The sequence below is a fragment of the Streptomyces sp. NBC_00667 genome, assembly GCF_036226825.1.
In the GTDB taxonomy this organism is placed as follows: Bacteria; Actinomycetota; Actinomycetes; order Streptomycetales; family Streptomycetaceae; genus Streptomyces.
The window spans coordinates 1,310,655-1,336,714 of sequence record NZ_CP109022.1 but is presented as its reverse complement, the minus strand read 5'-3'; the positions used below and the strand labels follow the sequence as shown (position 1 = coordinate 1,336,714).

30 protein-coding genes are annotated in these 26,060 nt (G+C 70.5%); 25 read left to right on the top strand and 5 right to left on the bottom strand.

From position 1 onward, the window contains the following. Window positions 1–190 precede the first annotated feature (190 nt). From OHA81_RS06435 to OHA81_RS06410, 6 genes are all read left to right on the top strand, one after another. A complete protein-coding gene (locus tag OHA81_RS06435; protein ID WP_329193623.1) occupies window positions 191–1,645 on the top strand; it encodes a DUF6177 family protein in 1,455 nt (484 codons plus the stop codon). A 109-nt stretch (window positions 1,646–1,754) separates the two neighbouring features. Then, a complete protein-coding gene (gene rpe / locus OHA81_RS06430) occupies window positions 1,755–2,453 on the top strand; it encodes a ribulose-phosphate 3-epimerase (protein WP_329193621.1) in 699 nt (232 codons plus the stop codon). Window positions 2,454–2,565: 112 nt separating this feature from the next. After that, window positions 2,566–3,579, top strand: a complete 1,014-nt coding sequence (locus tag OHA81_RS06425) for a sugar-binding transcriptional regulator (RefSeq protein ID WP_329202042.1) — start codon at window positions 2,566–2,568, stop codon at window positions 3,577–3,579. Between the two features lie 106 nt (window positions 3,580–3,685). Next, a complete protein-coding gene (locus OHA81_RS06420; protein ID WP_031145007.1) occupies window positions 3,686–3,907 on the top strand; it encodes a CarD family transcriptional regulator in 222 nt (73 codons plus the stop codon). Between the two features lie 93 nt (window positions 3,908–4,000). Further along, window positions 4,001–4,468 (top strand): ribonuclease domain-containing protein, encoded by a 468-nt coding sequence (locus OHA81_RS06415; RefSeq protein ID WP_329193619.1) that lies wholly within the window; start codon window positions 4,001–4,003, stop codon window positions 4,466–4,468. Then, window positions 4,465–4,860, top strand: coding sequence for a barstar family protein (locus tag OHA81_RS06410; RefSeq protein ID WP_329193617.1), 396 nt, complete (start codon window positions 4,465–4,467; stop codon window positions 4,858–4,860). The genes OHA81_RS06415 and OHA81_RS06410 overlap by 4 nt, the downstream gene beginning before the upstream one ends. 147 nt (window positions 4,861–5,007) lie before the next feature. On the opposite strand, the gene OHA81_RS06405 is transcribed toward OHA81_RS06410, so the two are convergent. The 5 genes from OHA81_RS06405 to OHA81_RS06385 form a co-directional block, all read right to left on the bottom strand. After that, complete coding sequence (locus OHA81_RS06405) at window positions 5,008–5,487, bottom strand: group II truncated hemoglobin (RefSeq protein WP_329193615.1); 480 nt, start codon at window positions 5,485–5,487, stop codon at window positions 5,008–5,010. Then, window positions 5,484–5,813, bottom strand: a complete 330-nt coding sequence (locus tag OHA81_RS06400; protein WP_329193613.1) for an antibiotic biosynthesis monooxygenase family protein — start codon at window positions 5,811–5,813, stop codon at window positions 5,484–5,486. Before OHA81_RS06400 ends, OHA81_RS06405 begins: the two co-directional genes overlap by 4 nt. A gap of 80 nt (window positions 5,814–5,893) precedes the next feature. Beyond that, window positions 5,894–6,397: a hypothetical protein gene (locus tag OHA81_RS06395; RefSeq protein WP_329193611.1), complete on the bottom strand. Its 504-nt coding sequence runs from the start codon at window positions 6,395–6,397 to the stop codon at window positions 5,894–5,896. A gap of 86 nt (window positions 6,398–6,483) precedes the next feature. Then, window positions 6,484–8,121 (bottom strand): FAD-dependent oxidoreductase, encoded by a 1,638-nt coding sequence (locus tag OHA81_RS06390; RefSeq protein WP_329202040.1) that lies wholly within the window; start codon window positions 8,119–8,121, stop codon window positions 6,484–6,486. Between the two features lie 176 nt (window positions 8,122–8,297). After that, complete coding sequence (locus OHA81_RS06385; protein WP_329193609.1) at window positions 8,298–8,570, bottom strand: UBP-type zinc finger domain-containing protein; 273 nt, start codon at window positions 8,568–8,570, stop codon at window positions 8,298–8,300. Between the two features lie 277 nt (window positions 8,571–8,847). Here OHA81_RS06385 and OHA81_RS06380 point away from each other — a divergent pair, with 277 nt between their 5' ends. From OHA81_RS06380 to OHA81_RS06290, 19 genes are all read left to right on the top strand, one after another. Beyond that, window positions 8,848–9,672, top strand: coding sequence for a type 1 glutamine amidotransferase domain-containing protein (locus tag OHA81_RS06380; RefSeq protein ID WP_329193607.1), 825 nt, complete (start codon window positions 8,848–8,850; stop codon window positions 9,670–9,672). A gap of 31 nt (window positions 9,673–9,703) precedes the next feature. Further along, window positions 9,704–11,341 (top strand): thiamine pyrophosphate-binding protein, encoded by a 1,638-nt coding sequence (locus OHA81_RS06375; RefSeq protein WP_329193605.1) that lies wholly within the window; start codon window positions 9,704–9,706, stop codon window positions 11,339–11,341. A gap of 147 nt (window positions 11,342–11,488) precedes the next feature. Then, the gene (locus tag OHA81_RS06370; protein WP_329193603.1) at window positions 11,489–11,920 is read left to right on the top strand and encodes a nuclear transport factor 2 family protein; all 432 of its coding nucleotides are present in this window, start codon (window positions 11,489–11,491) and stop codon (window positions 11,918–11,920) included. 29 nt (window positions 11,921–11,949) lie between these two features. Further along, window positions 11,950–12,405, top strand: coding sequence for a nuclear transport factor 2 family protein (locus OHA81_RS06365; RefSeq protein ID WP_329193601.1), 456 nt, complete (start codon window positions 11,950–11,952; stop codon window positions 12,403–12,405). A 13-nt stretch (window positions 12,406–12,418) separates the two neighbouring features. Further along, a complete protein-coding gene (locus OHA81_RS06360; protein ID WP_329193599.1) occupies window positions 12,419–12,799 on the top strand; it encodes a nuclear transport factor 2 family protein in 381 nt (126 codons plus the stop codon). A 12-nt stretch (window positions 12,800–12,811) separates the two neighbouring features. After that, window positions 12,812–14,416, top strand: a complete 1,605-nt coding sequence (locus tag OHA81_RS06355; protein WP_329193597.1) for a GMC family oxidoreductase — start codon at window positions 12,812–12,814, stop codon at window positions 14,414–14,416. Beyond that, the gene (locus tag OHA81_RS06350; RefSeq protein WP_329193595.1) at window positions 14,409–15,020 is read left to right on the top strand and encodes a DJ-1/PfpI family protein; all 612 of its coding nucleotides are present in this window, start codon (window positions 14,409–14,411) and stop codon (window positions 15,018–15,020) included. Before OHA81_RS06355 ends, OHA81_RS06350 begins: the two co-directional genes overlap by 8 nt. Beyond that, window positions 15,020–15,475 carry a VOC family protein gene (locus OHA81_RS06345; protein ID WP_329193593.1) on the top strand — a complete coding sequence of 152 codons (456 nt, stop codon included), beginning with the start codon at window positions 15,020–15,022 and terminating at the stop codon, window positions 15,473–15,475. Before OHA81_RS06350 ends, OHA81_RS06345 begins: the two co-directional genes overlap by 1 nt. A gap of 3 nt (window positions 15,476–15,478) precedes the next feature. After that, the gene (locus tag OHA81_RS06340; protein ID WP_329193592.1) at window positions 15,479–17,299 is read left to right on the top strand and encodes an AGE family epimerase/isomerase; all 1,821 of its coding nucleotides are present in this window, start codon (window positions 15,479–15,481) and stop codon (window positions 17,297–17,299) included. Between the two features lie 40 nt (window positions 17,300–17,339). Beyond that, the gene (locus OHA81_RS06335; protein WP_329193590.1) at window positions 17,340–17,684 is read left to right on the top strand and encodes an STAS domain-containing protein; all 345 of its coding nucleotides are present in this window, start codon (window positions 17,340–17,342) and stop codon (window positions 17,682–17,684) included. Continuing rightward, a complete protein-coding gene (gene glgX, locus OHA81_RS06330) occupies window positions 17,681–19,828 on the top strand; it encodes a glycogen debranching protein GlgX (RefSeq protein WP_329193587.1) in 2,148 nt (715 codons plus the stop codon). The genes OHA81_RS06335 and glgX overlap by 4 nt, the downstream gene beginning before the upstream one ends. 16 nt (window positions 19,829–19,844) lie before the next feature. Then, window positions 19,845–20,156: an STAS domain-containing protein gene (locus tag OHA81_RS06325; RefSeq protein WP_190187123.1), complete on the top strand. Its 312-nt coding sequence runs from the start codon at window positions 19,845–19,847 to the stop codon at window positions 20,154–20,156. 14 nt (window positions 20,157–20,170) lie between these two features. Then, window positions 20,171–20,626, top strand: a complete 456-nt coding sequence (locus OHA81_RS06320; protein ID WP_329202038.1) for an ATP-binding protein — start codon at window positions 20,171–20,173, stop codon at window positions 20,624–20,626. Then, a complete protein-coding gene (locus tag OHA81_RS06315; protein WP_329193584.1) occupies window positions 20,608–21,858 on the top strand; it encodes a PP2C family protein-serine/threonine phosphatase in 1,251 nt (416 codons plus the stop codon). Before OHA81_RS06320 ends, OHA81_RS06315 begins: the two co-directional genes overlap by 19 nt. Beyond that, the gene (locus tag OHA81_RS06310; RefSeq protein WP_329193581.1) at window positions 21,858–22,601 is read left to right on the top strand and encodes a MinD/ParA family protein; all 744 of its coding nucleotides are present in this window, start codon (window positions 21,858–21,860) and stop codon (window positions 22,599–22,601) included. The genes OHA81_RS06315 and OHA81_RS06310 overlap by 1 nt, the downstream gene beginning before the upstream one ends. A gap of 70 nt (window positions 22,602–22,671) precedes the next feature. After that, entirely contained in the window at window positions 22,672–23,412 is a 741-nt protein-coding gene (locus OHA81_RS06305) for a type 1 glutamine amidotransferase domain-containing protein (RefSeq protein ID WP_329193579.1), read from the top strand. A 32-nt stretch (window positions 23,413–23,444) separates the two neighbouring features. Continuing rightward, window positions 23,445–24,929 (top strand): aldehyde dehydrogenase family protein, encoded by a 1,485-nt coding sequence (locus OHA81_RS06300; protein ID WP_329193576.1) that lies wholly within the window; start codon window positions 23,445–23,447, stop codon window positions 24,927–24,929. A 9-nt stretch (window positions 24,930–24,938) separates the two neighbouring features. Continuing rightward, on the top strand, window positions 24,939–25,553 hold the full coding sequence (locus tag OHA81_RS06295) for an NADPH-dependent F420 reductase (RefSeq protein ID WP_329193574.1): 615 nt from the start codon (window positions 24,939–24,941) through the stop codon (window positions 25,551–25,553). Continuing rightward, window positions 25,538–26,059: a (2Fe-2S)-binding protein gene (locus tag OHA81_RS06290; protein WP_329193572.1), complete on the top strand. Its 522-nt coding sequence runs from the start codon at window positions 25,538–25,540 to the stop codon at window positions 26,057–26,059. The genes OHA81_RS06295 and OHA81_RS06290 overlap by 16 nt, the downstream gene beginning before the upstream one ends. Window position 26,060: the final 1 nt, after the last annotated feature.

The following is a 26,060-nucleotide window of genomic DNA, read 5'->3' as shown; positions in this document are numbered from 1 at the left end:
GGCAGCAGCGCACTCCACGTGCCGTAGTTCTCCGGGACTGCCGAGCCGAGCGTTTCGGGGGTGGTAGGTGACAGCCGACAGCCCGTACACATGCATTCGTGCGATGCCGAAGGTGCCGTCCTCCGGTAGAACCAGGTGCCGGGGCGCTGCTCGGGGACAACAATGATCAAGCAGCCAGGGGGAACACCGCATGACCACGGATGTGATCGCGCTCACCGAGAGGGTGCCCGACCCGCTGAGCGTGCTGGCAGGGCTGCTCGCGGGCGGGCCTGACCTGCGGGTCGAGACCGCCGGTGAGGGTGCCGTGGTGCAGCTCTGTGATGCCGAAGGGCGGCCGCTCGTCTCGATCGAGGTGCCGCTGATGCTCCGGGTACCGGGCGAGGCGTCCAGGTTGCTGGGCCCCGGGGCCGAGCCGTCCGGCGACGGCCCGGCCTGGTGGATCGAGGCTCGGGCCGCCGTCGGCGTCCCCCGGGCAGAGCGGCTCGCGGGTGCGTTCGCGGCCCGTATGGCCATGCTCCTGGGCGGCCGGGTGTGGCCGCCGGACGCCCCCGGCACCGTCGGCGCGGCCCGCCCCGTCGATGTCTCGGGCGTCACCGCGGTACCGGTCCCCGCCGCCGCCCGGCCGGCCGTCGACATGCTCACCGACGAAGCCGCCGTGGTTCTCCAGGACCGGCCGGTCGTCCCCATGACGAGCTGGCTCTCCGATGCCCTGCGCGCCACCGTGGAGAGCGACCGGTCCCTGCAGATCGTCACCCCGCCGCACTGTCGCCTTTCGTTGCCCACCCGCATGCTGCTGCAGTCCACCCCCTCGCGCTGGGTGGTGCGGGACGAGCGGTGCGGGTACTACGACGGGCTGACCGGCGCGGTACTGGAGTGGCAGGACGGCGCCTTCCGGCCCGATCGGGGCGACAGCGGTGAGACCCCGGTGGCGGACGCCTTCACGGACGGGTACCGGCCCACCGGCGAGCGTCAGCTCATCGTCAGCTTCCGTACCCTGCACCGCGCCGAGGCCGACCTCGTCCTCGGGGGTGCGGTGGAGGCCGCCTGGCGGGCCCTCACCGGCAGCCCGCCGGCCGGATGGGGGACCTCGGAGCCGGCCGGGCTCAGCTGGTCGCGGCGGCAGCTGACCGAGCTGGCGTACGAGCGCGCTCCCCGCCCCACTTGGACGGTGGTCGTCGGCACCCCGGACCGCCCTGCCATGGCCACCCTGCGCGTGATCCGTACCCCGGAGGGCGTGGAGGAGGACGTCACCCTCACCGTGGGCCACGGCCGCGGTGAGAAGCCCGCCCTGGAGGCACTGCCGGAGCTGGCCGACGAGCTGGTGACCCGGCACGGGCTCAAGACCATGATGTGCCAGGTGCGCGAGGCGCGCCGGGACCTGAGCGCGCCGCCGCGCTTCGAGCCCCCGCCGCTGCCGTACGCGTTCGTGCTGGGACCCGCGGAGGTCGCCCAGGCGGGGCGCGACACGGCGGGCAGGACGCCGCTGAAGGAACCGCCGGTGCGGTTGGGCCATGGCGGCCGGCCGGGCTACTACTACCCGCTCGGCGACGGCGAGAGCGCCGAAAGCTGGACCGCCCTGGAACAGCTCATGCGCCACTTGCGCGGGGCGCCGCCGCTGGGAGGGATGGCGGGGAACGCAGGGTGAGGGTTAAGGACGTGTGAAGTGAGCGGGCGCATCTGTTAAGCACGGCTGAGGGGTGTGGGACTTACGGGGTCGTGGCCGGAAGTGGGCTTGGGCATGGCACGCTTGGGGCATGGCCGTTCAGATCAATCCCAGCATCCTGTCCGCCGACTTCGCCCGACTCGCCGAGGAGGCGAAGGCCGTCGAGGGGGCCGACTGGCTGCATGTCGACGTCATGGACAACCATTTCGTCCCCAACCTCACGCTCGGCGTGCCGATCGTGGAGTCCCTGAGCCGCGCGACGGACATTCCGCTCGATCTGCACCTCATGATCGAGAACCCGGACCGCTGGGCCCCGCAGTACGTGGAGGCCGGAGCCGGATCGGTCACCTTCCACGCCGAGGCCGCCGCCGCGCCTGTGCGGCTGGCCCGGGAGATCCGGGCCAAGGGCGCCCGGGCGGCCATGGCGCTCAAGCCCGCCACCCCGATCGAGCAGTACGAGGACATCCTGCCCGAATTGGACATGGTGCTGATCATGACCGTCGAGCCCGGCTTCGGCGGTCAGGCCTTCCTCGACATCATGCTGCCCAAGATCCGCCGTACCCGGGAGATGATCGCCAAGCACGGGCTGGAGCTGTGGCTCCAGGTCGACGGCGGGGTCTCGGCGTCGACGATCGAGCGGGTCGCCGAGGCCGGCGCGGACGTCTTCGTCGCCGGGAGCGCGGTCTACGGGGCGCCCGATCCGGCCGCCGCCGTACGGACGCTGCGCGAGCAGGCGGGCGCGGCGATCGCGGCCGCGCCCTGGGCTTGCGACCACGGGGCCAAGGCTTGATGAACAGCTCGGTGAACGAGGGCTGTACGGGCTGATCAACGGTCGTCGGATCTGACAGGATGAACGGCGAGTCGAGAGTGTGAACAGCAGTGAGGAGAACGCGGTGTCTGCAATGTCGGCGGGACGGTCAGCCCTGCGGATGGGACCCGCGGAGCTGGTGCAGGCGGCGGCCATGGCGCGCCGTTTCTACCTGGAGGGCAAGTCCAAGATCCAGATCGCCGAGGAGTTCGGCGTGAGCCGCTTCAAGGTGGCCCGGGTCCTGGAGACCGCCCTCGAACGCGACCTCGTACGGATCGAGATCAGGGTCCCCGCGGAGCTGGACGCCGAGCGCTCCGACGCGCTGCGTGCCCGGTACGGGCTGCGGCACGCCGTGGTGGTCGAGTCCCCGGCCGATGCGACCGAGGACGCCCCGGACCCGGAGAACCTCGGCGCGGTCGCCGCCGACCTGCTGGGCGAGCTGGTCAACGAGGGCGACGTACTCGGTCTCGCCTGGGGCCGCTCGACCATCCACATGGCGGCCTCCCTGCACCGGCTGCCGCCGTGCACCGTGGTCCAGCTGACCGGTGTGTACGACGCGGGTACGGCGGAGCGGGGCTCGGTGGAGGCCGTGCGCCGGGCCGCCCAGGTCTCGGGCGGGGACGCGCACCCGATCTACGCTCCGATGCTGCTGCCCGACCCGGCGACGGCGGCCGCGCTGCGCAGCCAGACGGGCATCGCGCGGGCCTTCGAGTACTTCGACAAGGTGACCGTCGCCGCGGTGTCCATCGGATCGTGGGAGCCCGGCATCTCGACCGTGCACGACATGCTCAGCGACGAGGAGCGGGCCCACTACGCCTCGCTCGGCGTCGCGGCCGAGATGTCCGCGCACCTGTTCGACACCGAGGGCCGGCGGGTCGGCCGGGACCTCGGCGAGCGCTGCATCACCGTCGAGGCGGACCGGCTGCGCCGGATCCCCGAGGTGGTGGCGATTGCCGGCGGACTGCGCAAGGCCTCCGCGATCGGCGCAGTGCTCCGGTCGGGTCTCGTGACCAGCCTGGTCACCGACACGGCCGTGGCGGACTACCTGCTGACGGAATCCCAGCCGGGGCTGCGCCCGGCCCTGGAACGGGCCGATCCCGACGACTGAGCGGGGCCGCGGGGTCCGCCTCCGGGACGTCCCGGAGCGGATGGTGCCGCAATTGAGATCCGAACGGCGGACCGCGGGGCGGCCCGCTGGGCGCATACTGGACCCAATGACTAAGTCAGCAGTACCTCGCCGCCATTTGCCGTCCAGCCCGTTCAAGGCCCCCGTGGAACCGCCGCTCCGGCAGTTCAGCGTCGGCGACCGGGTCACTCACGACGAGCACGGCCTCGGCCGTGTCGTCGGTATCGAGGAGGGGATCGCTGTCCTCGTCGACTTCGGATCGGTTCAGAAACGCATCCTGAGCCCCTACACCAAGATGGCTGCGCTCTAAGCCGTCTTCACACCCCGCTTCTCCACGGCCCGGTTCTCCACGTCCCGCCCCGCGCGAGTCGCGGACGAATCGGTTGTTTGGCACGATCGGCGCATGATCCTTCGGAACGTGCCCCGATCGCTGCTGCGTGCGCTGGGGGCCCTGTTCCTGTGCGCCGCGCTGGTGACCGCGGTCGGCTGCGCCGGCAAGACGCCCGGGGCGGCGCGGACCGGCGCGCCCGCGAGCCCCGGCACCGCGAGCCCGGGCCAGGGGGGTCGCCCCGTCGTGCCCGGATGGGCCAAGGGGATGGCCACCGTACGGGCGGACGCGCTGCCGGAGCAGGCGCGCGAGGTACTGGCACTGATCGACAAGGGCGGTCCGTACCCGTACCGGCAGGACGGCACGGTCTTCGGGAACTTCGAGAAGGCCCTGCCCCGCCGCGAGCGCGGCTACTACCACGAGTTCACCGTGAGGACACCGGGGGAACGCGACCGCGGGGCCCGGCGGATCGTGACCGGCTCGGGCGGGGAGCTGTTCTACACGGACGACCACTACGACACCTTCAAGGCGGTTCTGCGATGACCCTTGGAGCGGGGCCGCTGGCCCCGGCGCTGGCCGCCGCCGAGGAGGCCGGCTGGACGACGCTCCGGCTGGACCTGGACGGCGTCGGCGGCAAGGCGGAGCTGCTGCGGCGGTGTGGGGAGGCCCTGCACGTGCCCCAGTGGTTCGGGGAGAACTGGGACGCGCTGGCGGACGTGCTGACCGACCTGTCGTGGCTGCCGGACGGGCCCGGGCGGCTGGTGGCGGTCACGTCCTGGCACGACTACGCGCGGGCCCGGCCCGGTGAGTGGGCGACCCTGCGCGAGATCCTGGAACAGGCCGTCGACTTCTGGCGGGGCCAGGGCGAGGGCGAGGGCGCGGCCCCGTTGGCGGTGGTGCTCGCCGACCGGCCCGCGGGATACCTTCGCGACTGAGCCGTCCGGGCGCTGCGCCGCCGCACCAGCTCCACTCGGGCGGCCGCACCAGGCCCACTGCGACGGCCGCACCAGGCCCATTGCGACGCGGCAGGGCCGTCCCGACGGGGCGCTGCCGGGCAGGCCCGACAGCGCCCCCGGGCCGGGTCAGGACTTCGGGATCCAGGGCGGGGTCTGTCCCCAGGACCAGACGGGGATCTTCGCCGCGTCGACCGGCGGCGGGTTGGGGCCCGAGTAGATCAGGGCCATCCGGGTGCCCCACTCGATGTAGTAGGCGAACACCGCCCGGAATTCCGGGTCGGTCGGCAGGCCGACCTCGTCCGCCGTGTCCATCAGCAGGTCCACCCACCGGCGGCGCTGCTGCTCGGTGATGCCGCGGCCCAGGTGCTTGGTGGCCATGTGCTGGTGGCCGCCGTGGTGGGCCGAGTAGTCGGCGGGGCCGCCGAAGACCTCCGACAGCCAGATGGCGACGTGCTGCGGGTGGTTCGAGTCCATGCCGGCGAAGACCGGGGCCAGGATCTCGTCCTGGAGGGCGTGCGCGTAGAAGACGTCGGTGAGGCGGTCGAGCGCCTCGGCCCCGCCCATCCACTCGTAGATGGTGGGCGTCGTGTCGGGCGTGGTGCTCATGACTGGGAGGCGGCCTTTCCCGTGCCGAAGACGTCGGTGACGCGGTAGTGCTTCATTTCCTCGATGTTGTTCAGGTACGGGCGGATCGCGGCGAAGAACGCCGGGAACTGCTCGCCCTTGCGGAAGCCCTGGAGGTGGTCCTCGACCGAGGTCCAGCGGATCCGGAGGATGTAGCGCTCGGCCTCCTCCTCGCTGTGGGCCAGTTCGTAGTCGATGCACTCGGGCGAGGCGGCCAGGGACTCGGCCGCCCGCGCGTAGGCGTCCTCGAACGCCGGCTGGTCGTCCGCTGCGATCCGGTAGCGGATGTATTCGACGGTGGTGGTCATCGTGTGGGGCCTCTCCCTGCGGTCGGTTGTCCCGTCCCGGCTACCTTTCCGGGATCTTGCGTGCCCGGCGAGGATTTCCGCTATTCGGAGTCGGACTTCGTGATGTCCGCCTTGACGTCGGGGCCCTGCGAGCGGACCCGCTGGACCGTGTCGAGGGACTCGCGCAGCTCGGCGAGCCAGGTTTCGGTGTTGCGGCCGACGAGGCGGACGCACCACGCCAGCGCGTCGGCGCGGCTGCGGGCCACGCCGCTCGCGACCAGGGTGTCGAGCACCTGGCGTTCGGACTGGCGCAACCGCGTCATCACCGGGACCGCGAGGTGGGTGAACAGGGTCGTCTCGTCGCCGGAGCGCACGCCCCAGGACACCTTGCGGCGGTAGAGCTCCTCCGCCTCGCGGGCCACCTCGATGCGCTGTTCGCGGGTGCGTTCGCGGAAGTCCTTGACCGACTCGTTCGCCGGGAGGGTGCCGATGACCGTGATCTCCTCGCGGTCGGCGGTGACGGAGACCAGGGACTCGTAGACGTCCACCGGCAGGCGGTCCGCGAACCAGGTACGGAGCTGTGTCTGCTGCTCGGGTGTAATCATGTAATCAACGTTGCATCCGCTGCCTTCTTGATCGCAAGGAGTCGCCCACGATTGCCCGTTCGCTCTCAGCTGGTCCCGCGCGGGGTTCAGCCCATCGAGCGGTAGCGGTGGATCAAGGAGACGGCCATCGCCCCCTCGCCGACGCCCGACGCGACCCGCTTGACGGAGTGGGCGCGGACGTCGCCCGCCGCGAAGACGCCGGGGACGCTGGTCTCCAGCGGGTACGGCGCGCGCTCCAGGCTCCACTCCGCCGGGAGCTCGCCCCCGTTGGAGATCAGGTCGGAGCCGGTGAGCACGAAGCCGTACTCGTCGCGTTCCACGACCCCCGCCAGCCAGTCCGTGTGCGGGCGGGCGCCGATGAACGTGAACATGAACCGGGCCGGGACCTCGGTGTCGGCGCCCGTGTCGGCGTCGTGCAGGGTCAGCCGCTCCAGGTGCTCGTCGCCGTCCAGCGAGACGACGGTGGTGCGCACCTTGACCTCGATGTTGGGGGTGCGGGCGATCTCGTCGATCAGGTAGCGGGACATGCTGGCGTCGAGGGACGCCGCCCGGACGAGGATCGTGACGCGGGCCGCGTACTTGGCGAAGTGCACCGCCGCCTGGCCGGCCGAGTTGGCGCCGCCCACGATGAACACGTGCTGCGAGATGCAGGCCGAGCTCTCGGTGGTGGCCGCGCCGTAGTACAGCCCGGCGCCCTCGAAGCGGTCCGCTCCCGGTGCCTGCAGGCGGTTGTACGAGACCCCGGTGGCGAGCAGGACCGTCTCCGCGCTGATCTCCGTACCGTCCGCCAGGGTGAGGATCTTCGCCGGGTCGTCGCGGGTCAGCGAGACCACCTCCACCGGGTGCAGGATCTCGGCGCCGAAGCGGGAGGCCTGGATGGTGGCCCGGCGGGTCAGGTCGCCGCCCGAGAGGCCCGACGGGAACCCGAGGTAGTTCTCGATCAGGCTGGAGGTGCCGGCCTGGCCGCCCGGGGCGCGGGAGTCCAGCATGAGCGTGGACAGGCCCTCGGACGCCGAGTACACCCCGGCCGCCAGCCCCGCCGGACCGGCGCCGACGATGACGCACTCGTAGTGCGGGCGGGAGGCGGTGGTCGCCAGGCCCAGGCGCTGGGCGAGCTGCGTGTCGGTCGGCGCGGAGAGCACCGTCCCGTCCGGGAACCGGACCAGCGGCAGCGCCGCATCGGGGTCGGCGGCCGCGAGCACCGTCAGCGCCTCGGGGTCGCGCTCGACGTTCAGGAAGCGGAACGGCTGCCCGTTGCGGGTGAAGAAGTCCCGGACGGCGTGGGTGCCGGGCGACACCAGGTGGCCGGCGACGATGATCCCGTCGTAGGCGGGGCGGTAGGTGGCGAGCCAGTCCGAGAGCAGGTCGTCCAGGACCGGGAACAGCCGCTCGTGCGGCGGGTCCCAGGGCTTGAGCAGGTAGTAGTCCAGGCGCACCCGGTTGATGGCGGTGATCGCCGCGTCGGTCTCCGCGTAGGCGGTCAGCAGGACCCGGCGGGCGTCGGGGAAGCGGCTGACGGCCTCCAGGAGGAACTCCACCCCGGTCACGTCCGGCATCCGCTGGTCCACCAGGAACAGCGCCGGGTCGTGGCCGCGTTCGTCCAGGGAGTCCAGGATCTTGAAGGCGTCGGCGGCCGAGGAGGCGCCGAGCACCCGGTAGCGGTCCCCGTACGCGCTGCGCAGGTCGCGCCGGACGGCCCGCAGCACCTGGGGGTCGTCGTCCACGGCGAGGATGACGGGCTTGCGGTTCTCGGACCGCTCGGTGGCCGCCGGGGAGTGCCCCGCCGTGGTCGCCGGCGCGGTCGACCCGGTCCGGTCGACGGCGGAGGAGGGGCCGACGGAGGGGACGGCGGAGGAGCGGCCCGCGGGGGAGGGGGCCTCGGCGTGCTCCCGGGACGCGCTCACGCGGGGTCCAGCATCAGCTTGTCGGCGTAGCACCAGGCCCAGTCCTCGCCGGGCTCGTGCGAGGCCGCGACGGGGTGCCCGACGGTGCGGTAGTGCCGGGTGGCATGGCGGTTCTTCGAGGAGTCGCAGCAGCCGACGTGCCCGCAGCTCAGGCACATCCGCAGGTGCACCCAGTCGTCTCCGGTCGCCAGGCACTCCTCGCAGCCGTCGGTCCCCGGCTTCACCGGACGTATCTGGTCGATGTGTGTGCACAACAGGTCCATCGTCATCGTCCCCGTCCCTCTCCTCGCGCACTCGTACCGCTCGTCACGCCGGTGAATCACGGGCGCGTCCAGACCTTAGGACGGGGGCCCCGGAAAGGTTCATCGATTCGGCCGAAGTCATGGAGTAACGGACCTACTTCATGACCTCGCGCGGCGACTACCTGAGGTGTGGGGACGGCATGTCCTTCTACCTCACGAAGTCGCATACGGGCGCTTTGACGCAGGCCCCGCACAGAAGCAGGGTGGGGGACGCCAACACAACAGGCGGCGCCTGGAGGAATCTGTGAGCAGAAAGATTCTGGTCATTGTCTCCGAACACGGTTACTGGGCCGAAGAACTGATCGGGCCCGTATCGCAGTTCGACGAGCGGGGCTACGAAGTCGTATTCGCCACGCCGACCGGGAAGCGCGCCCACGCACTTCCGCCGAGCCTCGACGCCGACTACATCGACCCCCCGCTGGGCCGTTCGGTGACCACCGAGGAGAACGCCCGGCTGGGCCGCGAGTTCGAGCAGTCGAGCCGGCTCGACTCACCGCTCGACATCGAGGCGTGGGCGCCCGAACGCCCGTACACCAGCGACAAGGACTACCTGCCCAAGCTGGAGCAGTACCACCGCGATCTCGACAAGCTCCAGGAGGACATCGCCTCCTTCGACGCGGTCCTCATCGTCGGCGGCAGCGGCCCCATCGTCGACCTCGCCAACAACGAGCGGGTCCACGCCCTCATCCTCGCCTTCAAGAACGCCGGCAAGGTCGTGGCGGCCGAGTGCTACGGGGTGGCCTGCCTGGCCTTCGCCCGCGACTGGGGCGACCGCAAGAGCATCATCTGGGGCAAGCACGTCACCGGCCACTGCAAGGAATACGACTACAAGGACGGAACCGGATTCCTCGGTACCGACTTCAACATGGGACCGCCGCCGTACCCGCTGGAGTACATCCTGCGCGACGCCACCGGACCGCGCGGCGCGTACCACGGGAATTTCGGCCACCCCCTGTCGGTGATCGTCGACTTCCCCTTCGTCACCGGACGTTCGACCCCCGATTCCTATCTGACGGGGCGCAAGATCGTGGAAGTCCTGGAGGACGGGCTCACCCGGTACGGATGGTAGTCCGGTAACTCCTGGGAAAGAGGGGGAATTCATGGAAGCCACTCCCGGACGGGAAAGGCTGATCGAGCAGTTCAAGGCCGACGGCCTGAATGTGATGTTCGGAAATCCGGGGACGGTCGAACAGGGATTCCTCGACGCGGTCGACGCGGCAGCGGACTTCCGGTACGTCCTCGCCCTCCAGGAGACCGTCGCCGCCGGCATCGCCGACGGCTACGCCCGGGCCACCGGCGGCGCGGCCCTGCTCCAACTGCACTCCGGCGTGGGCCTGGGCAACGGCATCGGCATGCTCTACCAGTCGTTGCGCGGCCACACCCCGCTCGTCGTGGTCGCCGGTGACGCCGGGGTCCGCTACGACGCCATGGACGCCCAGATGGCGTCAGACCTGGTGGCGATGGCCAAACCGGTGACGAAGTACGCGACCCGGGTCACCGACCCGCGCTCCGTACTGCGCACCATCCGGCGCGCGGTCAAGATCGCCCTCACCCCGCCGCGGGGACCGGTGTTCGTCGCGCTGCCTATGGACGTGCTGGACGAGCTGAACTCCGAGCCCGTACTGCCCGCCACCGTGCCGCTCACGGACACCTCGCCCTCACCCGCCTCGGTGGGCCGGGCGGCCGAGCTGCTCGCCGCCGCCGCACGCCCGGTCGTGCTGATCGGTGACGGGGTGGCGCTCTCCGGGGCGCAGGCCGAACTCGCACGGGTCGCCGAGATGCTGGGCGCCGACGTGTACGAGGTCGACTCCTCCGAGGTGAACATCGCGGCGTCGCACCCGCTGCGCCGCGGCCAGACGGGCCACATGTTCGGCCCGCACAGCAAGGAGCTGATCGCCGACGCGGACGGGGTGCTGATCGTCGGCACCTACGTCTTCCCCGAGGTGTTCCCCGAACTGGAGAGCCCCTTCCGGGCCGGCGCGAAGGTCGTGCACATCGACCTCAACGCCTACGAGATCGCCAAGAACCACCCGGTGGACCTGGGCCTGGCCGCCGACCCCAAGCAGGCGCTGCGCGCACTGGCGGGCGTACTGGAGCACCGGCTCACCACCGCGCAGCGCACGGCCGCGCGCGCCCGGCTGGACGCCCGCTCCCGGGAGCGGGCCGCGCAGGCGGACGCACCGGACACCGACGGCACGCCGATCGCGGTCTTCCTGCGGACCCTGGCCGAGCGGACGGGCGGGGACCTCATCGTCTTCGACGAGGCGCTGACCACCTCGCCGCTGGTCACCAAGTACCTGCCGGCGGAGCGGCCGGGCGACTACCACCTCACCCGGGGCGGTTCGCTCGGGGTGGGCTTCCCGGGGGCGGTCGGGGCCAAGCTGGCCCGCCCGGACCGGCTCGTCGTCGGCTTCGCGGGCGACGGCGGGTCGATGTACACCTACCAGGCGCTGTGGACCGCGGTCCGGCACGGCATCAACGCCAAGTTCGTGGTCTGCAACAACCGCAAGTACCGGCTGCTGGACGACAACATCGCCCAGTACTGGCGGGAACGGGACATCCCCGAGCACGGCTTCCCGGGATCCTTCGACCTCTCCCACCCCGAGATCGACTTCGCCGGGCTGGCACGTGCCCTCGGCGCGGACGGGACGCGGGTGGAGAAGCCGGACGAGGCGGTCGCGGCCGTGGGCCGGATGCTGGCCCACCCCGGCCCGTACCTCGTGGACATCCAGGTCTGATCCCCGCGCCACTGATCCCCGCGCCACGAGCACCGCACAGCGATCCCCGCACGGCGCATCGAGATCCCTGCACAGCGAGCCCCGCACAGCGCACCTGACATCACCGCCCCTGACATCACCGCACCGGTACGGACAGGAGGAGACCGCATGCCCGTCGAGCGGCTGACCGAGGACGCGATCCGCAGTTTCGCCGAGAACTGGTACGTGGCCCTGGACCAGCACCTTCCGCTGGATCAGGTGCTCGCCATGATCACCGAGGACCTGGAGTTCAAGGTCCCCGAGGACACCTTCCTCGGACACGAGGGCTTCGGCCGCTGGTACGCCGCCGTGACCTCCCGCTTCTTCGACGAGGTCCACACCGTCACCAAGGTCGAGCCCGTCATCGAGGGCGACCGGGCCATCGTCCGGGTCCTCGTGAACTGGCAGGCCAAGATCTGGGACCCGCCCGCTCCGCGCAGCCAGTGGCTCGGCTTCGACGCCGACCAGACCTGGGTCGTCGTGGCAGGCCAGGACGGACCGCTGATCAAGCAGTACACCGTCAACGAACTGGCGCCCATGCCGGGTTCCGGCTCCCTCTGACCGGCTGCGAAGACGTAGGAGGAGCGGCGATGACCGAAGTGACACGGGAGCGGGTGCGAGCGGCCTACCAGGCGCTCGGCTCCGGCGACCGGGCGCGCATCCTGGAGTACTACTCCGAGGACCTGCGCTGGCTGGTGCCGGGCAACCATCCGCTCGCCGGCTGGTACGAGAGCCTGGACGCCTTCCTGGAGTTGATGGGGCAGACCCACAAGCTCACGGGCGGCACCTTCCGGATGGACATCCAGGCGGTTCTCGTCGGTGACGACTGCAGCGCCGACGTGTGCCGCAACGTCGCCGTGCGCGACGGCGCGGACGGGGCGAGCGGGTCCCCGTACGAGCGGATGGACTACCCGGTCTTCCACTTCATGCGGTGGCGGGACGGGCGGATCGTCGAGGGCCGCGACGGCCTCTTCGGCGACACGGCGACCGCCTTCAGCCAGTTCTGGGCGCCCTTCACGCCGGACGGCACCCGCAGGGACCGATAGGGGGATGAGCGCGATGAGCGCGTTGGACGCACGAGAGATTCTGCGGAAGTACTACGAGTACGCCAATGCCGGGGACTGGGACCGCTGGTGCGACCTGTTCGCCGACGACCAGGTCATGGACGAGCAGCTGGCCGGACACATCGAGGGCCTGGAGGTCCTGCGCTCGATGATGAAGGGCATGGGGACGATGTACCGGGTCTTCCGGAACGAGCCCGTGCACTTCCTCGTCGACGGGGAGAAGGCCGCGGCCGTCTCCCACCTCACCGCCGTCAGCGCCTCCGGCGAGGCCATCGAGGCCGAGGTCATGAACTACTTCCGGATCGTGGACGGAAAGATCGTCTACATGGCGAACTACCACGACACCGTGCCCTTCCAGGTGCTCGGCCAGGGCTGAGGGGCGGGCGTGATGGCGAGAGATGAGTACGACTACATCATCGTGGGATCCGGTACCGCCGGCAGTGTCCTGGCGAACCGGCTCTCCGAGGACCCGGACGTCTCCGTCCTCGTCCTGGAGGCCGGCGGCGACCGCATCCCGCCCGAGGTGGACGACCCGTCCTCCTGGTACAAGCTGCTGGGCGGCCCCGTCGACTGGGGCTACACCAGCGTCCCGCAGCCCGGACTCGACGGCCGCCGTACGTACGAACCGCGCGGCAAGGCCCCGGGCGGCAGCAGCAACCTCTACATCATGATGCACATCCGGGGCCACGCCTCGGACTTCGACAACTGGGCCTACCAGGGGGCGGCGGGCTGGTCCTACGAGGACGTACTGCCCTACTTCGCCCTCCTGGAGGGCCAGGAGGACGCCACGGCGCCCACCACCGGCACCCGCGGCCCGCAGCGCATCACCAACGCCGGGCAGCACGGCCCCAACCCCGTCTCCCGCGCCTTCATCGACGCGGCGGTCGAGCTCGGCCACCAGGAGATCGCCGACTTCAACACGGACGGCCCCCGGCGCGGCCTCTTCGGCACCGGCTGGCACCACATCGACGTCGCGGACGGCCGCCGCCAGGGCGCCCTCGCCGCCTACCTGGAGCCGGCCCTGGAGCGGGCCAACCTGACCCTGCGCACCAGCGCGCAGAGCACCCGGCTCCTCTTCGACGGGCAGACCTGCACGGGCGTGGAGTACGTCCGGCTCGCGCCGCCCGCCCCGATCGCGGGCCGCGTGGTGGGCGACGGGCACAGCGCCGCCGCCGAGCCGGGGACGCACACCGTGCGGGCCCGCCGGGAGGTGATCGTGGCCGCCGGGGCGATCGAGTCCCCGAAGCTGCTGCTGCTCTCCGGCATCGGACACCCCGAGCAGCTGCGCGAACACGGCATCGCGGTCACCGCGGCCCTGCCCGGGGTCGGCGAGAACTTCCACAACCACGTGCTGACCGGGCTGATGGCGGAGGTCACCCAGGAACTGCCGCCGCCGGCGCAGAACCTGTCGGAGAGCGCTCTGTTCCTGTCCTCCCGGCCCGGCCTGCCCGCGCCCGACCTGCAGATCGCCTTCGTGCACGTGCCGTTCGACGTGATCGTCGGCCAGGACCACCCCCACACGGTGAGCATCCTGCCCGGGGTCGTCCGGCCCGTCTCGCGCGGCTGGATCAGGCTCGCGAGCACCGACCCGCTGGCCCACCCGCTGATCAACCCGAACTACCTGGGCGACCGGTGGGACCTGGAGCGGATGGTGCAGGGCGTCAAACTCGCCCGGGAGCTCTTCGCGACCTCCGCGTTCTCCCCCTGGTACAAGCAGGAGCTCCAGCCCGGGCCGGGCTACGTGAGTGACGAGGACCTGCGGACCTTCGTGAAGCAGAAGTCGGAGAGCTACCACCACCAGGCGGGCTCCTGCCGCATGGGCATCGACGACCTCAGCGTCGTCGACCCGGAGCTGCGGGTGCACGGCGTACGGAACCTGCGCGTCGTCGACGCCAGCGTGATGCCCGCGGTCCCGTCGGGCAACTGCCACACCGCCATCGCGATGATCGCCGAGCGCGCGGCGGACTTCCTGAAGGGAGTGTCCCGTGCCTGACGCCGTACTGCGCGAGGGCGCCCTGACCGGGACCCGGATCGCGGTCCTGGTCGAGAGCGACTTCTACGAGCCCGAGATCTTCTACTACAGCCGCCGGTTCGCCGAGGAGGGCGCCGAGGTCGACTTCCTGACCCGGCTGTGGGGCAACGGCTCCATCACCTTCACGGGCCACGAGTACCGGGCGCCGTTCACCGCCGACAAGTCCCTGGAGGGGCTGGACGACGACGCGCTGCGCCGGTACGCGGCGATCATCGTCCCCTCGGGCATGGTGGCCGACCGGCTGCGCTACACCGAGGACGTGGACGTCCTCGCACCCGCCACGGAGCTGCTGCGCCGGGCCTTCGAGGAGCCGACGGTCCTCAAGGGGATCATCTGCCACGGCATGTGGCTGGCCGCCTCGATCCCCGACAAGATCCGCGGTCGCAAGGTGGTCTGCCACAACAACCTCATCGGCGACGTCCGCAACATGGGCGCCGAGTACGTCAACGAGGACGTGGTGGTCGACGGTGACCTGGTCACCGGACGCACCGGCGCCCACCACCACCTCTTCGCCCGCCGGATCATCGAGCTGATCGCGGCGGGGCGGGGACGGGGGAGCGCCTGATGGCCGGGACGGTCTGGTCCCACGTGGGCCTGAACTGCACGGACCAGAAGACCACCGAGGAGTTCTACACCCGCTACTTCGGTTTCGCCCGGGCCAGGGTGGTCGACCTCGGCGAGTCGCAGATCGTGTTCCTGCGCAAGGGGGACGCGTACCTGGAGCTCTTCGCGGCCGGCACCGACCCGGCCCGCCCCGCGCAGGGCAACCTCCCGGCGCCGGCCGCGGGCGACGGGCCGCAGGCCCCGGGCCTGATGCGCCACCTGGCCTTCCAGACCGAGAGCGTGGACGCGTTCCTGGCGGAGTTGGGCGAAGCGGCGGAAGTGACCCTGGGGCCGCTGGACTTCGACGACTTCATCTGCGGGTGGCGGACCGTATGGGTCCGCGATCCCGACGGGGTGATCGTCGAGGTCAGCCAGGGATACGAGGACGACAGCTCTCACGACAAGGACGGTGTGTGAAACATGGCTGACGCCGTGAGTTTCTCCTTCTCCGACACGATCGCGGGCTACGTCGTCCGCTTCGACTCCCGCAGCCGGGTGCTGCGGCTCAAGACCTCCGACGGCCGCGAGTTCGACGTGTCGCTGGCCGGGGACCCGAGCGCCGAGCTGGTCCGCAACCTCGACGAGCCGTACATCGACGCCTCCGGGCACATCGACGAGATGCTCTCGCCGGGCCGCCTCCTGTTCGTCTACGGCATCCACTACCCGGGGTCCGGCGGGCGCTTCGACGCCAAGCGCCTGGTCTTCCTGGGCCGCGGCGCCGAGGACTACCGGTTCGAGGAGCCCAGCTGGTGGATCAAGCAGATCGAGTCACTGGCCGACTTCTACAAGCGGGCCCAGTTCGGTGACGGACCGGTGGACTTCACCGAGTACCGCACCGAGATCCGGCTCGGCGGCGACAAGACCGCCAGCCACGTCCAGGAGACCGACACGATCTCCCGGCTGGTCTACGGCATGGCCTCGGCCTACCTGCTGACCGGCAAGGACGAGTACCTGGAGGTCGCCGAGCGGGGCACCGAGTACCTGCGCAAGCACATGAGGGTCGTGGACAGCGAGGAGGACGTGGTCTTCTGGTACCACGGCATCCGCGTCGACGGGGACAGCGAGCGCAAGCTGTTCACCTCGGAGTTCTCCGACGACTACGACGCGATCCCGATGTACGAGCAGATCTACGCCCTGGCCGGCCCCATCCAGACGTACCGCGTCACCGGAGACGTACGCATCAAGAACGACGCGGACGCCACCATCCGGCTGTTCGACAAGTTCTTCAAGGACGAGGAACTGGGCGGCTACTACTCGCACATCGACCCCATCCTGTTCAGCGCCGACCACGAGTCGCTGGGCGAGAACGCGGAGCGCAAGAACTGGAACTCGGTCGGCGACCACGCGCCCGCCTACCTGATCAACCTGTACCTGGCGACCGGCGACCAGAGGTACGCCGATTTCCTGGAGTACACCTTCGACACCATCGCGGACAAGTTCCCGGACTACAAGAACAGCCCCTTCGTCCAGGAACGCTTCCACCGCGACTGGTCGCACGACACGGCGCACAGCTGGCAGCAGAACCGCGCCGTGGTCGGGCACAACCTCAAGATCGCCTGGAACCTGATGCGGATGAACTCCCTCAAAGCCAAGCCGGCCTACGAGGAGCTCGCCCGCAAGATCGGCGAGATCATGCCGGCCGTCGGCAGCGACCGCCAGCGCGGCGGCTGGTACGACGTGGTCGAGCGCGTGAAGGAGGACGGCGAAGAGGCGTACCGCTTCGCCTGGCACGACCGCAAGGCGTGGTGGCAGCAGGAGCAGGCGATCCTGGCCTACCTCATCCTGAACGGCACGGTCGGCGGCGAGGACTTCCTGCGCGAGGCCCGGCAGGCGGAGTCCTTCTACAACACCTTCTTCCTCGACCACGACGAGGGGGCCGTCTACTTCAACGTGCTCGCCAGCGGTACGCCGTACCTGCTCGGCACCGAGCGGCTCAAGGGCAGCCACTCGATGTCCATGTACCACTCGGCGGAGCTCTGCTACCTCTCCGCCGTCTACAACAACCTGCTCATCAACGGCCGGGAAATGGACTTCCACTTCCAGCCCGACCCCAGCGACCTGCCCGACCGCGTCCTGCGCGTCTCACCCGACCTCCTGCCCGCGGGCTCCATCGAGGTCGCGTCCGTCGAGATCGACGAGAAGCCGTGGACGGACTTCGACGCGAAGGGCCTCACGGTCCGGCTGCCCGACGTCCAGAGCCGGGTCAAGGTCAAGGTCCGGCTGCGGCCGGTCACCAGGTAATGCCCAACGGGGGGCGCCCCACCATGAGGGGAAGAAGACAATGACTCTTCACGTGAAAGAACGCCGGAACAAGGGCGGCACGGTAGTCGTCGCCACCGGCGAGATCAACAGCGAGACCTCGGGGCAGCTGCTCCAGGCCCTGCTGCCGCTCGTCCGCGAAGGCCGGTCGCTGCGCATCGACCTCACCGCCGTCACCTACGTCTCCAGCGCCGGCCTGCGCACCCTGCTCGTCGTCTACCGCGAGGCCCAGCACGCCGGTGTCGCCGTCACCCTGTACGGGGTGAGCGAGGAAGTCCGGTTCGTCATGTCGGCCACCGGCTTCCTGGACTTCTTCTCCGCCGGCGAGGCCGAGGCGGCCAACGCGAAGGCCCGGGCCGCGCTATGAGCGAATCCACGACCGAACAGGTACTGCGCGTCGACGCCTACCCCACCCACGAGGTGGGCGGGTTCCGCGTCCGCGCCGGAAAGCCGTTCCCCTTCGGGGCCAACGTGGTCCCCGGCGGGGTCAGCTTCTCCGTCTTCTCCGACCAGGCCACCTCCATGACCCTGGTCATCTACAAGCGCGGCGAGGCCGAACCGATGGCCGAGCTGCAGTTCCCCGAGGAATTCCGCACCGGCAGCGTCTTCGCGATGACGGTCTTCGGCCTCGACCACGAGAACATCGAGTACGGGTACCGGGCCGACGGACCCTACGACCCCGTCACCGGCCACCGCTTCGACGCCCGCCAGGTCCTCTCCGACCCCTACGCGCGGCTGATCGCCGGCCGCGACGTGTGGGGCGTGGAGCCGGACCGCAGCCGCGGCTACCAGTACCGCTCGCGGGTCTGCCTCCAGGACTTCGACTGGGGCGACGACACCCCGCTGCGGATCCCCGCCGAGGACCTCGTGGTCTACGAGGCCCACGTGCGCGGCTTCACCCGGCACCCCTCCTCGGGGGTCACCGCCCCCGGCACCTTCGCGGGGCTGCGCGAGAAGATCCCGTACCTCAAGGAACTCGGGATCAACTGCATAGAGCTGCTCCCGGTGTTCGAGTTCGACGAGAGCGACAACCCGCGCAGCAACCCGGAGACCGGCGAGAAGCTCTACGACTACTGGGGCTACAACACCGTCTCCTTCTTCGCACCCAAGGCCGGCTACGCGGCCACCGGGCGCTACGGGATGCAGGGCGACGAGTTCCGCACCCTGATCAAGGACCTGCACGCGGCCGGCATCGAGGTCATCCTCGACGTCGTCTTCAACCACACGGCCGAGGGCAACGAGCAGGGCCCGACGATCTCCTTCAAGGGGCTCGACAACGCCACGTACTACATGCTCACGCCGGAGGGCTACTACTTCAACTTCAGCGGCACCGGCAACACCGTCAACTGCAACCACCCCGTGGTGCGCAACTTCGTGCTCGACTGCCTGCGCCACTGGGTCGCCGACTACCACATCGACGGTTTCCGCTTCGACCTCGCGGCCATCCTCGGCCGCTCCGCCGACGGCACCCCGCTGCCCAACCCGCCGCTGCTGGAGTCGCTCGCCTTCGACCCGGTGCTGCGGCACACCAAGCTGATCGCCGAGGCATGGGACGCCGGCGGCCTCTACGAGGTCGGCAACTTCCCGGCGTACGGACGCTGGGCCGAGTGGAACGGCAAGTACCGCGACACCGTGCGCAGCTTCCTCAAGGGCGACCCCGGGGTCACCGGGGAACTCGCCACCCGGGTGGCGGGCTCGCCCGACCTCTACGCCACCCGCGGCACCTCGGCGTCGGTCAACTTCCTGACCGCGCACGACGGGTTCACCCTCGCCGACCTGGTCTCGTACAACGACAAGCACAACGAGGCCAACGGCGAAGGCAACAACGACGGCGGCAACGACAACGCCAGCTGGAACTGCGGGGCCGAGGGACCCACGGACGACCCCGAGGTCAACGCCCTGCGCCTGCGCCAGATGAAGAACGCCATGGCCATCCTCTTCACCAGCCAGGGCATCCCGATGCTGCTGTCCGGCGACGAGGTGGCGCGCACCCAGCAGGGCAACAACAACACCTACTGCCAGGACAACGAACTGTCCTGGTTCGACTGGGACCAGGTCGACCAGAACACCGAACTGCTGCGCTTCACCCGGGAGATGATCGCCTTCCGCAAGCACCACCGGGAACTGCGCTCCACCTCCCACCCCACCGGGCAGATGCGGGACACCCTGGGGCTGCCCGACATCAGCTGGCACGGCGAACGGGCCTGGCAGCCCGACTGGTCGCAGGACAGCCGGCTGCTGGCGGTGGCCCGCTGCGGCACCGGGGACGACGACGTGGTGTACGTGGCCATGAACGCGCACTGGGAGTCGCACGACCTGGAGCTGCCCGCCCTGCCGGGCGGACGGACCTGGCACCTGTTCGCCGACACCTCGGCCGAGGCGCCGTACGACATCCGCACCCCCGGTGCGGAACAGGAGCTGGACAACGCCGGCAAGTACCTGATCGGCCCCCGCTCCGTCGTGATCCTCGTGGGCCGTACGAACGAGCCCGAGACGACCGGGACGTTCTGACCGAAGGAGATCTGACATGCCGCTTTCCGTGACCCTGAGCATCGAGGGTGACACCACCGTGATCGAACTGGAGGGCGAGCTGGACGCCAAGACGGCCCCGGACTTCCACCAGACCATCGAGAAGGCCGCGGGCCACGGCACCAGCACCGTCGAGATCCGGATGGCCGGCGTCGGCTACATGGCCAGCGCCGGACTGCGCTCCCTGGTCTTCGCCCAGCAGAAGGTGGCGGACCACGTCACCATCAAGGTGGTCGGCGCCATCGAGCCCGTCTCCCGGACCATCCGCACCGCCGGACTGGACCGGAGCATCCAGCTCTCCGACGACTGACGGCCGTGGGCGACATGGTCGAACTGGCGAGCAAACCCTCCGTACTGGACGTGCCCGCGAAGATCGGGGCGCTGGGCGAGATCGCCGCGTTCGTCCTGCGACTGGCCGGCCGGGCGGGCCTGGGCAAACAGGCGACGTACCGGATCCGGCTGGCCGTGGACGAGCTGGCCACGAACATCGTCATGCACGGGTACCGGGGCGGCGGCGGACGCATCACCGTCCGCGGCCACTCCGGCCCCGGCGGGGTGCGGATCGTCCTGGAGGACACCGCACCCCCCTTCGACCCCGTCGAAGGCCGCCTGGCCCCCGCCCTCGGGGTACCCCCGCACCGGCGGCGGGTCGGCGGTCTCGGCATCCACCTGGCACTCACCAGCGTGGACGACTACAGCTACGCACGCATGGACGGCCGGAACACCAGCACGCTGACTGTGAAGGCTGAGGAGACGGACCCATGCCCTCCACGACCGTGATCATCCTCGACGAGTACCCGCCCCCCACGCCCGAACTGCTCGACGCACTCAGGCTGATGGACGCGGAACTCGTCCCCCGCACCCTCGCGGAACTGCTGCGCGGCCCACTGGAAGTGCTGCCCGTGGCGGACGTGCTGCTCGCCCCGGCCGAGGCCGACGGCGAGAACATCCGGTCAGCCGTACGCAGGCTGCGCCGCTGGGCCGGGGCCCCGATCGTGGTCGTCTGGACCGTCGCGGAATTCGCCGCACTGGAGCACCACGTGCGGCTCGGCCACGACTACCTCGTACCGCCGTTCCTGCCGGCCCTGGTCGGTGCCCGGCTGCACAGCTGCTCCGAGCGGGCCGGGCTCGGCCGTACCCTGCGCGAGGCGGACGCCCGCGCCGAACTGATGGGCTACGAGAAGGAGCTGGAGATCGGCCGGGAGATCCAGGCCGGCTTCCTGCCCGAATCACTGCCCGTCCCGCAGGGCTGGGAGATCGACGTACGCTTCCGGCCCGCACGACAGGTCGCCGGGGACTTCTACGACGTCTTCGAGATGTCCCGGGGCCGCCGGCTCGCGGTGGTCGTCGCCGACGTCTGCGACAAGGGCGTCGGAGCCGCCCTGTTCATGGCCCTCATCCGCTCGCTGCTGCGGCACACCGCCGAGAACAGCGGCCTGCAGCACCTGATGGCGGCGGGCCGCACCGGGGGCAGCCGGCGTACGCCGGTCGTCGGCGCCACCCCGCTGCTCAACGCGGTCACCGCCACCAACGGCTACCTCACCCGCAACCACCTGCGGCAGGGCTACTTCGCCACCCTGTTCTTCGGCGTGCTCGACCCGCTCACCGGAAGCCTCGTCTACATCAACGGTGGCCACAACCCGCCCCTGCTGCTGTCCGGCTCCGGTGACGTGCCCGTACCGCTCGACGTCACCGGACCGGCCGTCGGCGTACTGCCCGACTGCGTCTACCACCTCGGCTACGCCCAGCTGAACCCGGGCGACACCCTCTTCGTGTTCACGGACGGGGTACCCGAGGCCCGCTGTCCGCAGGGAACCTTCCTGGGCGACGAGCGGATGCTGGAACTGCTCTCCGGCCCCCCGGCGAGCGGCAAGGACGTGGTCGACCGGATCGACCTGGCGGTGCGCGAGCACACCGGCAGTGCCGAACAGCACGACGACGTCACCATGCTGGCCCTGCACCGGCCACGTGCGGCGCGGGGGCCGCACGCAGACCTGAGGGCGGCGGCCTGATGACCCGGACCATCGTGGTGCACTCACACCGCGGCGGCACCGGGAAGTCCTCGGTACTGGCGAACCTCGCGCTGCTGATAGCGGCCGGGGGACGCCGGGTGGGGGTGGTCGACACCGACATCCACTCACCCACCCTGGACCAGTTGTTCCGCATCGCCCCCGGCGCCTCCCTGGCCGACTACCTCCTCGGCCGCTGCGAGATCGAGGCCGCCGCCCGGCAGACCGGTGTGCCGGGGCTGTACGTGGTACCGGCCCGGACCGGGACCGCGGCCCTGCGCGAGCTCATGTCCACCGGCTACGACGTGGGGCTGCTCCCCGAGGGCTTCGACCGGCTCGCCGATCACTACGCCCTCGACGTGCTGCTGCTCGACACCCACGCCGGGCTCAACAACGAGTCGGTGACGGCCATGGCCAGCGCCGACGTGGTGGTGATCCTGGCCCGCGCCGACCGCGTCGACCTCTCCGGGGTCGAGGAGACCGTCTCCCTCGCCGGGCGCCTGGCCTGCCGGCGGGCCCTGGTCCTGAGCATGGCCCCCGAGGGGGTCGACCGGGTGGACGCCCGCCGGCGCGCCGAGGAGGTCTACGGCGCACCCCTGGCCGGGATCCTTCCGTACGTACCGGAAATGGCCGCCTTGTACGGCGAGCGCATATTCGCAGAAGCCCATCCCGACCATCCCCTGGTCGGTGAATTCCGCACCATCATGTCGGCGCTGGACGCACGTGACGAAGTATCGCGCGCCTGACGCTCCCCCCTTACGCCCCCGCAGGGGGGCGTGTTGAATCGGCAGCGATTCCAGAACAAGGAGATCAGTCATGAAGATCCTCGTCGTCATGACGGCAAAGGCCACGCTCCATCTGCTCGACGGGGAACAGCACCCCTCGGGATTCTGGGCCGAGGAATTCGTCGTGCCCTACACCCTCTTCCGCGCCGCCGGCCACACCGTGGACGTGGCGACGATCGGCGGCCAGGCCCCGACGGTCGACCAGACCAGCATCGACCCGCAGTTCCTCCAGTGGGTCCGCCCGGCGGGCTCCCCCGACGAGGACGCCGCCAACGCGGCCGCATACGTACGGGTCATCGAGGACACCCCGCAGCTCAAGAACCCGATCGCGCTCGAAGCCCTCGGTGAGAAGGACATCGCCGACTACGACGGGATCTACGTCAGCGGCGGCCACGGCGCGATCGGGGACCTGCCCAAGTCCGACGAACTGGCCCAGGTCCTGCGGTGGGCCATCGCCCAGGACAAGCCGCTGGCCACCGTCTGCCACGGCCACACCTCGCTCCTGGCGCTGCGCGACGGCGAGGGCCGCTGGCCGTTCGAGGGCTACCGGATGACGGCGTTCTCGCACAGCGAGGAGCTCGTCACCAACATGGCCGGCCGGCTCCCGCTGATCCTGGAGGTCGAACTGACCCGGCTCGGCGCCCGCTACGAGAAGGCCGAGGCGATCTGGGACTCCCACGTCGTCGTCGACCGCCGGCTCACCACCGGCCAGAACCCGTACTCCTCCAAGGCCCTCGCCGAGACCTTCTTAGCGCAGCTCGCGAAGGGCTGACAGGCCCCCGCACCCCGACACGGAAGGCAGCCATGACCAAGCGTGAGCTGAGCGGCCAGCCCCTCGCCAACCCCGGGAAACTCTTCATCGGCGGCAGATGGGTCCCGTCCCGGGACGGCCGGACCGAACCCGACGTCAGCCCCGTGGACGGCCGGGAGATCGTGCCGGTGGCCCAGGCCACCGCCGCCGACGCGGACGCGGCCGTGGCCGCCGCCCGGGCGGCGTACGAGGAAGGCCCGTGGAGCAGACTCTCCGCCCAGGAACGCGCGCTGCGGCTGAACCGGGTCGGGGAGCTCATCGAGCGGGACCTGGAGGAGATCGCCCTGCTGGAGACGGTGGACATGGGCAAACCGTTCGCCTTCTCCAGCACCGTCGACGCCCCCATGGCCGCCCAGCTCATGCACTACTACGCGGGCGCGGTCACCCGCGTCGACGGCTCGTCCCGGGCGCCGGCCGGCGGGCAGCTCGCCTACACCCTGCGCGAACCGCTGGGGGTGGTGTGCGCCATCACCCCCTTCAACTTCCCGCTGCTGCTCTCGATGACCAAGATCGCCCCGGCCCTCGCCGCGGGCAACACGGTCGTCCACAAGCCCTCCCCGGCCACCCCGCTCACCGCCCTCAAGATCGCCGAGCTCTTCCAGGAGGCGGAGATCCCCGACGGGGTGCTGAACGTCATCACCGGACCGGGCGTGGAACTGGGCGAGACCCTCACCGACCACCCCGGCATCGACAAGATCGCCTTCACCGGCTCCACCGCGGTCGGCCAGTCGATCATCCGCAAATCGGCCGGCACCCTCAAGAAGGTGACGATGGAGCTCGGCGGCAAGTCCGCCAACATCGTCTTCGCCGACGCCGACCTGGACGCCGCCGAGGAGCTCGCCTTCTTCGGCATCTACTACAACAAGGGCGAGATCTGCACCGCCGGCTCCCGGCTGCTCCTGCAGCGCCCGGTCCACGACGAACTCGTCGAACGCCTGGTCCGCCGGGCCGCCGCCCTCAAACCCGGCGACCCCCGCGACCCGGCGACCCTGTTCGGGCCGCTCGCCCACCGCGGGCAGTTCGAGAAGGTCAGCTCGTACATCGAGATCGGGGAGAAGGAAGGCGCCGTCCTGCGGACCGGCGGCACCGGCTGGACCCCCGAGGGGGCCTCCAGCCAGGGCCTGTACTTCCTGCCGACCGTCTTCACCGGGGTCGACAACAGCATGCGCATCGCCCAGGAGGAGATCTTCGGCCCGGTGCTGTCGATCATCCCCTTCGACACCGAAGAAGACGCCATCCGCATCGCCAACGACAGCGCGTACGGACTGGCGGCCGGCGTGCACACCAAGGACCTGCGCCGGGCCCACCGGGTCGCCTCGCAGATCAAGGCGGGCACCGTCTGGGTCAACTGCTACAACCAGTACGACCCCTCCGTGCCGTACGGCGGCTACAAGGCCTCCGGTTACGGCCGTGAGTGCGGGCCCGAATCCCTCGAGAGCTACACCCAGACCAAGTCGGTCTGGATCGGCATGGACTGAGGAGCGTCAATGCGGACAGGCATCATCGGCACCGGCCGGATCGGCACGGTCCTCGCACGGATCCTCGTCGCCGCCGGCCACGAGGTCGTCCTCGCAGGCGCCCGCGGGCCGCAGGCCCTGGCCCCGCTGGTGGCCGAACTCGGCGCCGCGGCTTCGGCGGCGCACCCCGCCGAAGCCGCGGGCCGGGCCGACCTGGTGGTGCTGATGGTGCCGTTCGACCACGTACGGGGGCTGCTGCCGCCGCACGTGGTGCAGGACAAGGTCCTCGTGGACGCGACCAACGCGTTCGGCGGGCCCGGTACCCCCGCCGATCTCGGCGGACGCGGCTCCAGCGACCTGGTCGCCGAGTGGTACCCCGGCGCCCGGGTCGTGAAATCCCTGAACACCATGCATTTCGAGACCCTCGCCGTGGCCGGTACCGCAGGGGGCGAACGACTGGCCCATTTCACGGCGGGCGACGACGGGAAATCGAAGGAAATCGTCGCGGGAATCATTTCGGATCTCGGATTCGCCCCCGTCGACACCGGCCCGCTGCACTCCGGAGGAATTCTCCAACAGCCCGGCGGACCCCTCTTCAACCGGCCGCTCACGGAAGCGCAGGCGCTCGCATGGATCTCTCACTGAACGTGAACGGAAGACCCGAGCAGTTCTCGGCCCCGCCGAACGAACTGCTCGTGGAACGGCTGCGCGACGGCCTGGGACTGACCGGGACCAAAGTCGGCTGCGACACCGGCCAGTGCGGCACGTGCGTCGTCCGCCTCGACGGCAGGTCCGTCAAGAGCTGCCTGGTCCTCACCGCAGCGGCCGCCGGCGCCCGGGTGACCACCATCGAGGGCGTCACCACCCGAGGTGGCGAGCTCACCGGTCTCCAGGAGGCCCTGCGCGAAGAGCACGGCACCCAGTGCGGCTTCTGCACCCCCGGCATGGTCATGGCCCTCGGGGAACTCGTCGACAACACCGCCGACCGCGAGGCCCCCACCGAGCCGGAGATCCGTGAGTGGCTCACCGGCAACCTGTGCCGGTGCACCGGCTACCACAGCGTCGTACGCGGAGTGCAGCGCGCCTGCTCCGCCGCCCGCGCCGGGGAACCGGCAGCCGAGGCCGCCGCCGCGCCCGGACAGGAGGTGTGAG

Excerpts from the sequence above, each read along its gene's own strand:
- OHA81_RS06435 (WP_329193623.1), top strand. The coding sequence starts at position 191 with ATGACCACGGATGTGATCGCGCTCACCGAGAGGGTGCCCGACCCGCTG.
- rpe (WP_329193621.1), top strand. The coding sequence starts at position 1,755 with ATGGCCGTTCAGATCAATCCCAGCATCCTGTCCGCCGACTTCGCCCGA.
- OHA81_RS06425 (WP_329202042.1), top strand. The coding sequence starts at position 2,566 with ATGTCGGCGGGACGGTCAGCCCTGCGGATGGGACCCGCGGAGCTGGTG.
- OHA81_RS06420 (WP_031145007.1), top strand. The coding sequence starts at position 3,686 with ATGACTAAGTCAGCAGTACCTCGCCGCCATTTGCCGTCCAGCCCGTTC.
- OHA81_RS06415 (WP_329193619.1), top strand. The coding sequence starts at position 4,001 with ATGATCCTTCGGAACGTGCCCCGATCGCTGCTGCGTGCGCTGGGGGCC.
- OHA81_RS06410 (WP_329193617.1), top strand. The coding sequence starts at position 4,465 with ATGACCCTTGGAGCGGGGCCGCTGGCCCCGGCGCTGGCCGCCGCCGAG.
- OHA81_RS06405 (WP_329193615.1), bottom strand. The coding sequence starts at position 5,487 with ATGAGCACCACGCCCGACACGACGCCCACCATCTACGAGTGGATGGGC.
- OHA81_RS06400 (WP_329193613.1), bottom strand. The coding sequence starts at position 5,813 with ATGACCACCACCGTCGAATACATCCGCTACCGGATCGCAGCGGACGAC.
- OHA81_RS06395 (WP_329193611.1), bottom strand. The coding sequence starts at position 6,397 with ATGATTACACCCGAGCAGCAGACACAGCTCCGTACCTGGTTCGCGGAC.
- OHA81_RS06385 (WP_329193609.1), bottom strand. The coding sequence starts at position 8,570 with ATGACGATGGACCTGTTGTGCACACACATCGACCAGATACGTCCGGTG.
- OHA81_RS06375 (WP_329193605.1), top strand. The coding sequence starts at position 9,704 with ATGGAAGCCACTCCCGGACGGGAAAGGCTGATCGAGCAGTTCAAGGCC.
- OHA81_RS06370 (WP_329193603.1), top strand. The coding sequence starts at position 11,489 with ATGCCCGTCGAGCGGCTGACCGAGGACGCGATCCGCAGTTTCGCCGAG.
- OHA81_RS06365 (WP_329193601.1), top strand. The coding sequence starts at position 11,950 with ATGACCGAAGTGACACGGGAGCGGGTGCGAGCGGCCTACCAGGCGCTC.
- OHA81_RS06360 (WP_329193599.1), top strand. The coding sequence starts at position 12,419 with ATGAGCGCGTTGGACGCACGAGAGATTCTGCGGAAGTACTACGAGTAC.
- OHA81_RS06355 (WP_329193597.1), top strand. The coding sequence starts at position 12,812 with ATGGCGAGAGATGAGTACGACTACATCATCGTGGGATCCGGTACCGCC.
- OHA81_RS06345 (WP_329193593.1), top strand. The coding sequence starts at position 15,020 with ATGGCCGGGACGGTCTGGTCCCACGTGGGCCTGAACTGCACGGACCAG.
- OHA81_RS06340 (WP_329193592.1), top strand. The coding sequence starts at position 15,479 with ATGGCTGACGCCGTGAGTTTCTCCTTCTCCGACACGATCGCGGGCTAC.
- OHA81_RS06335 (WP_329193590.1), top strand. The coding sequence starts at position 17,340 with ATGACTCTTCACGTGAAAGAACGCCGGAACAAGGGCGGCACGGTAGTC.
- glgX (WP_329193587.1), top strand. The coding sequence starts at position 17,681 with ATGAGCGAATCCACGACCGAACAGGTACTGCGCGTCGACGCCTACCCC.
- OHA81_RS06325 (WP_190187123.1), top strand. The coding sequence starts at position 19,845 with ATGCCGCTTTCCGTGACCCTGAGCATCGAGGGTGACACCACCGTGATC.
- OHA81_RS06320 (WP_329202038.1), top strand. The coding sequence starts at position 20,171 with ATGGTCGAACTGGCGAGCAAACCCTCCGTACTGGACGTGCCCGCGAAG.
- OHA81_RS06315 (WP_329193584.1), top strand. The coding sequence starts at position 20,608 with ATGCCCTCCACGACCGTGATCATCCTCGACGAGTACCCGCCCCCCACG.
- OHA81_RS06310 (WP_329193581.1), top strand. The coding sequence starts at position 21,858 with ATGACCCGGACCATCGTGGTGCACTCACACCGCGGCGGCACCGGGAAG.
- OHA81_RS06305 (WP_329193579.1), top strand. The coding sequence starts at position 22,672 with ATGAAGATCCTCGTCGTCATGACGGCAAAGGCCACGCTCCATCTGCTC.
- OHA81_RS06300 (WP_329193576.1), top strand. The coding sequence starts at position 23,445 with ATGACCAAGCGTGAGCTGAGCGGCCAGCCCCTCGCCAACCCCGGGAAA.
- OHA81_RS06295 (WP_329193574.1), top strand. The coding sequence starts at position 24,939 with ATGCGGACAGGCATCATCGGCACCGGCCGGATCGGCACGGTCCTCGCA.
- OHA81_RS06290 (WP_329193572.1), top strand. The coding sequence starts at position 25,538 with ATGGATCTCTCACTGAACGTGAACGGAAGACCCGAGCAGTTCTCGGCC.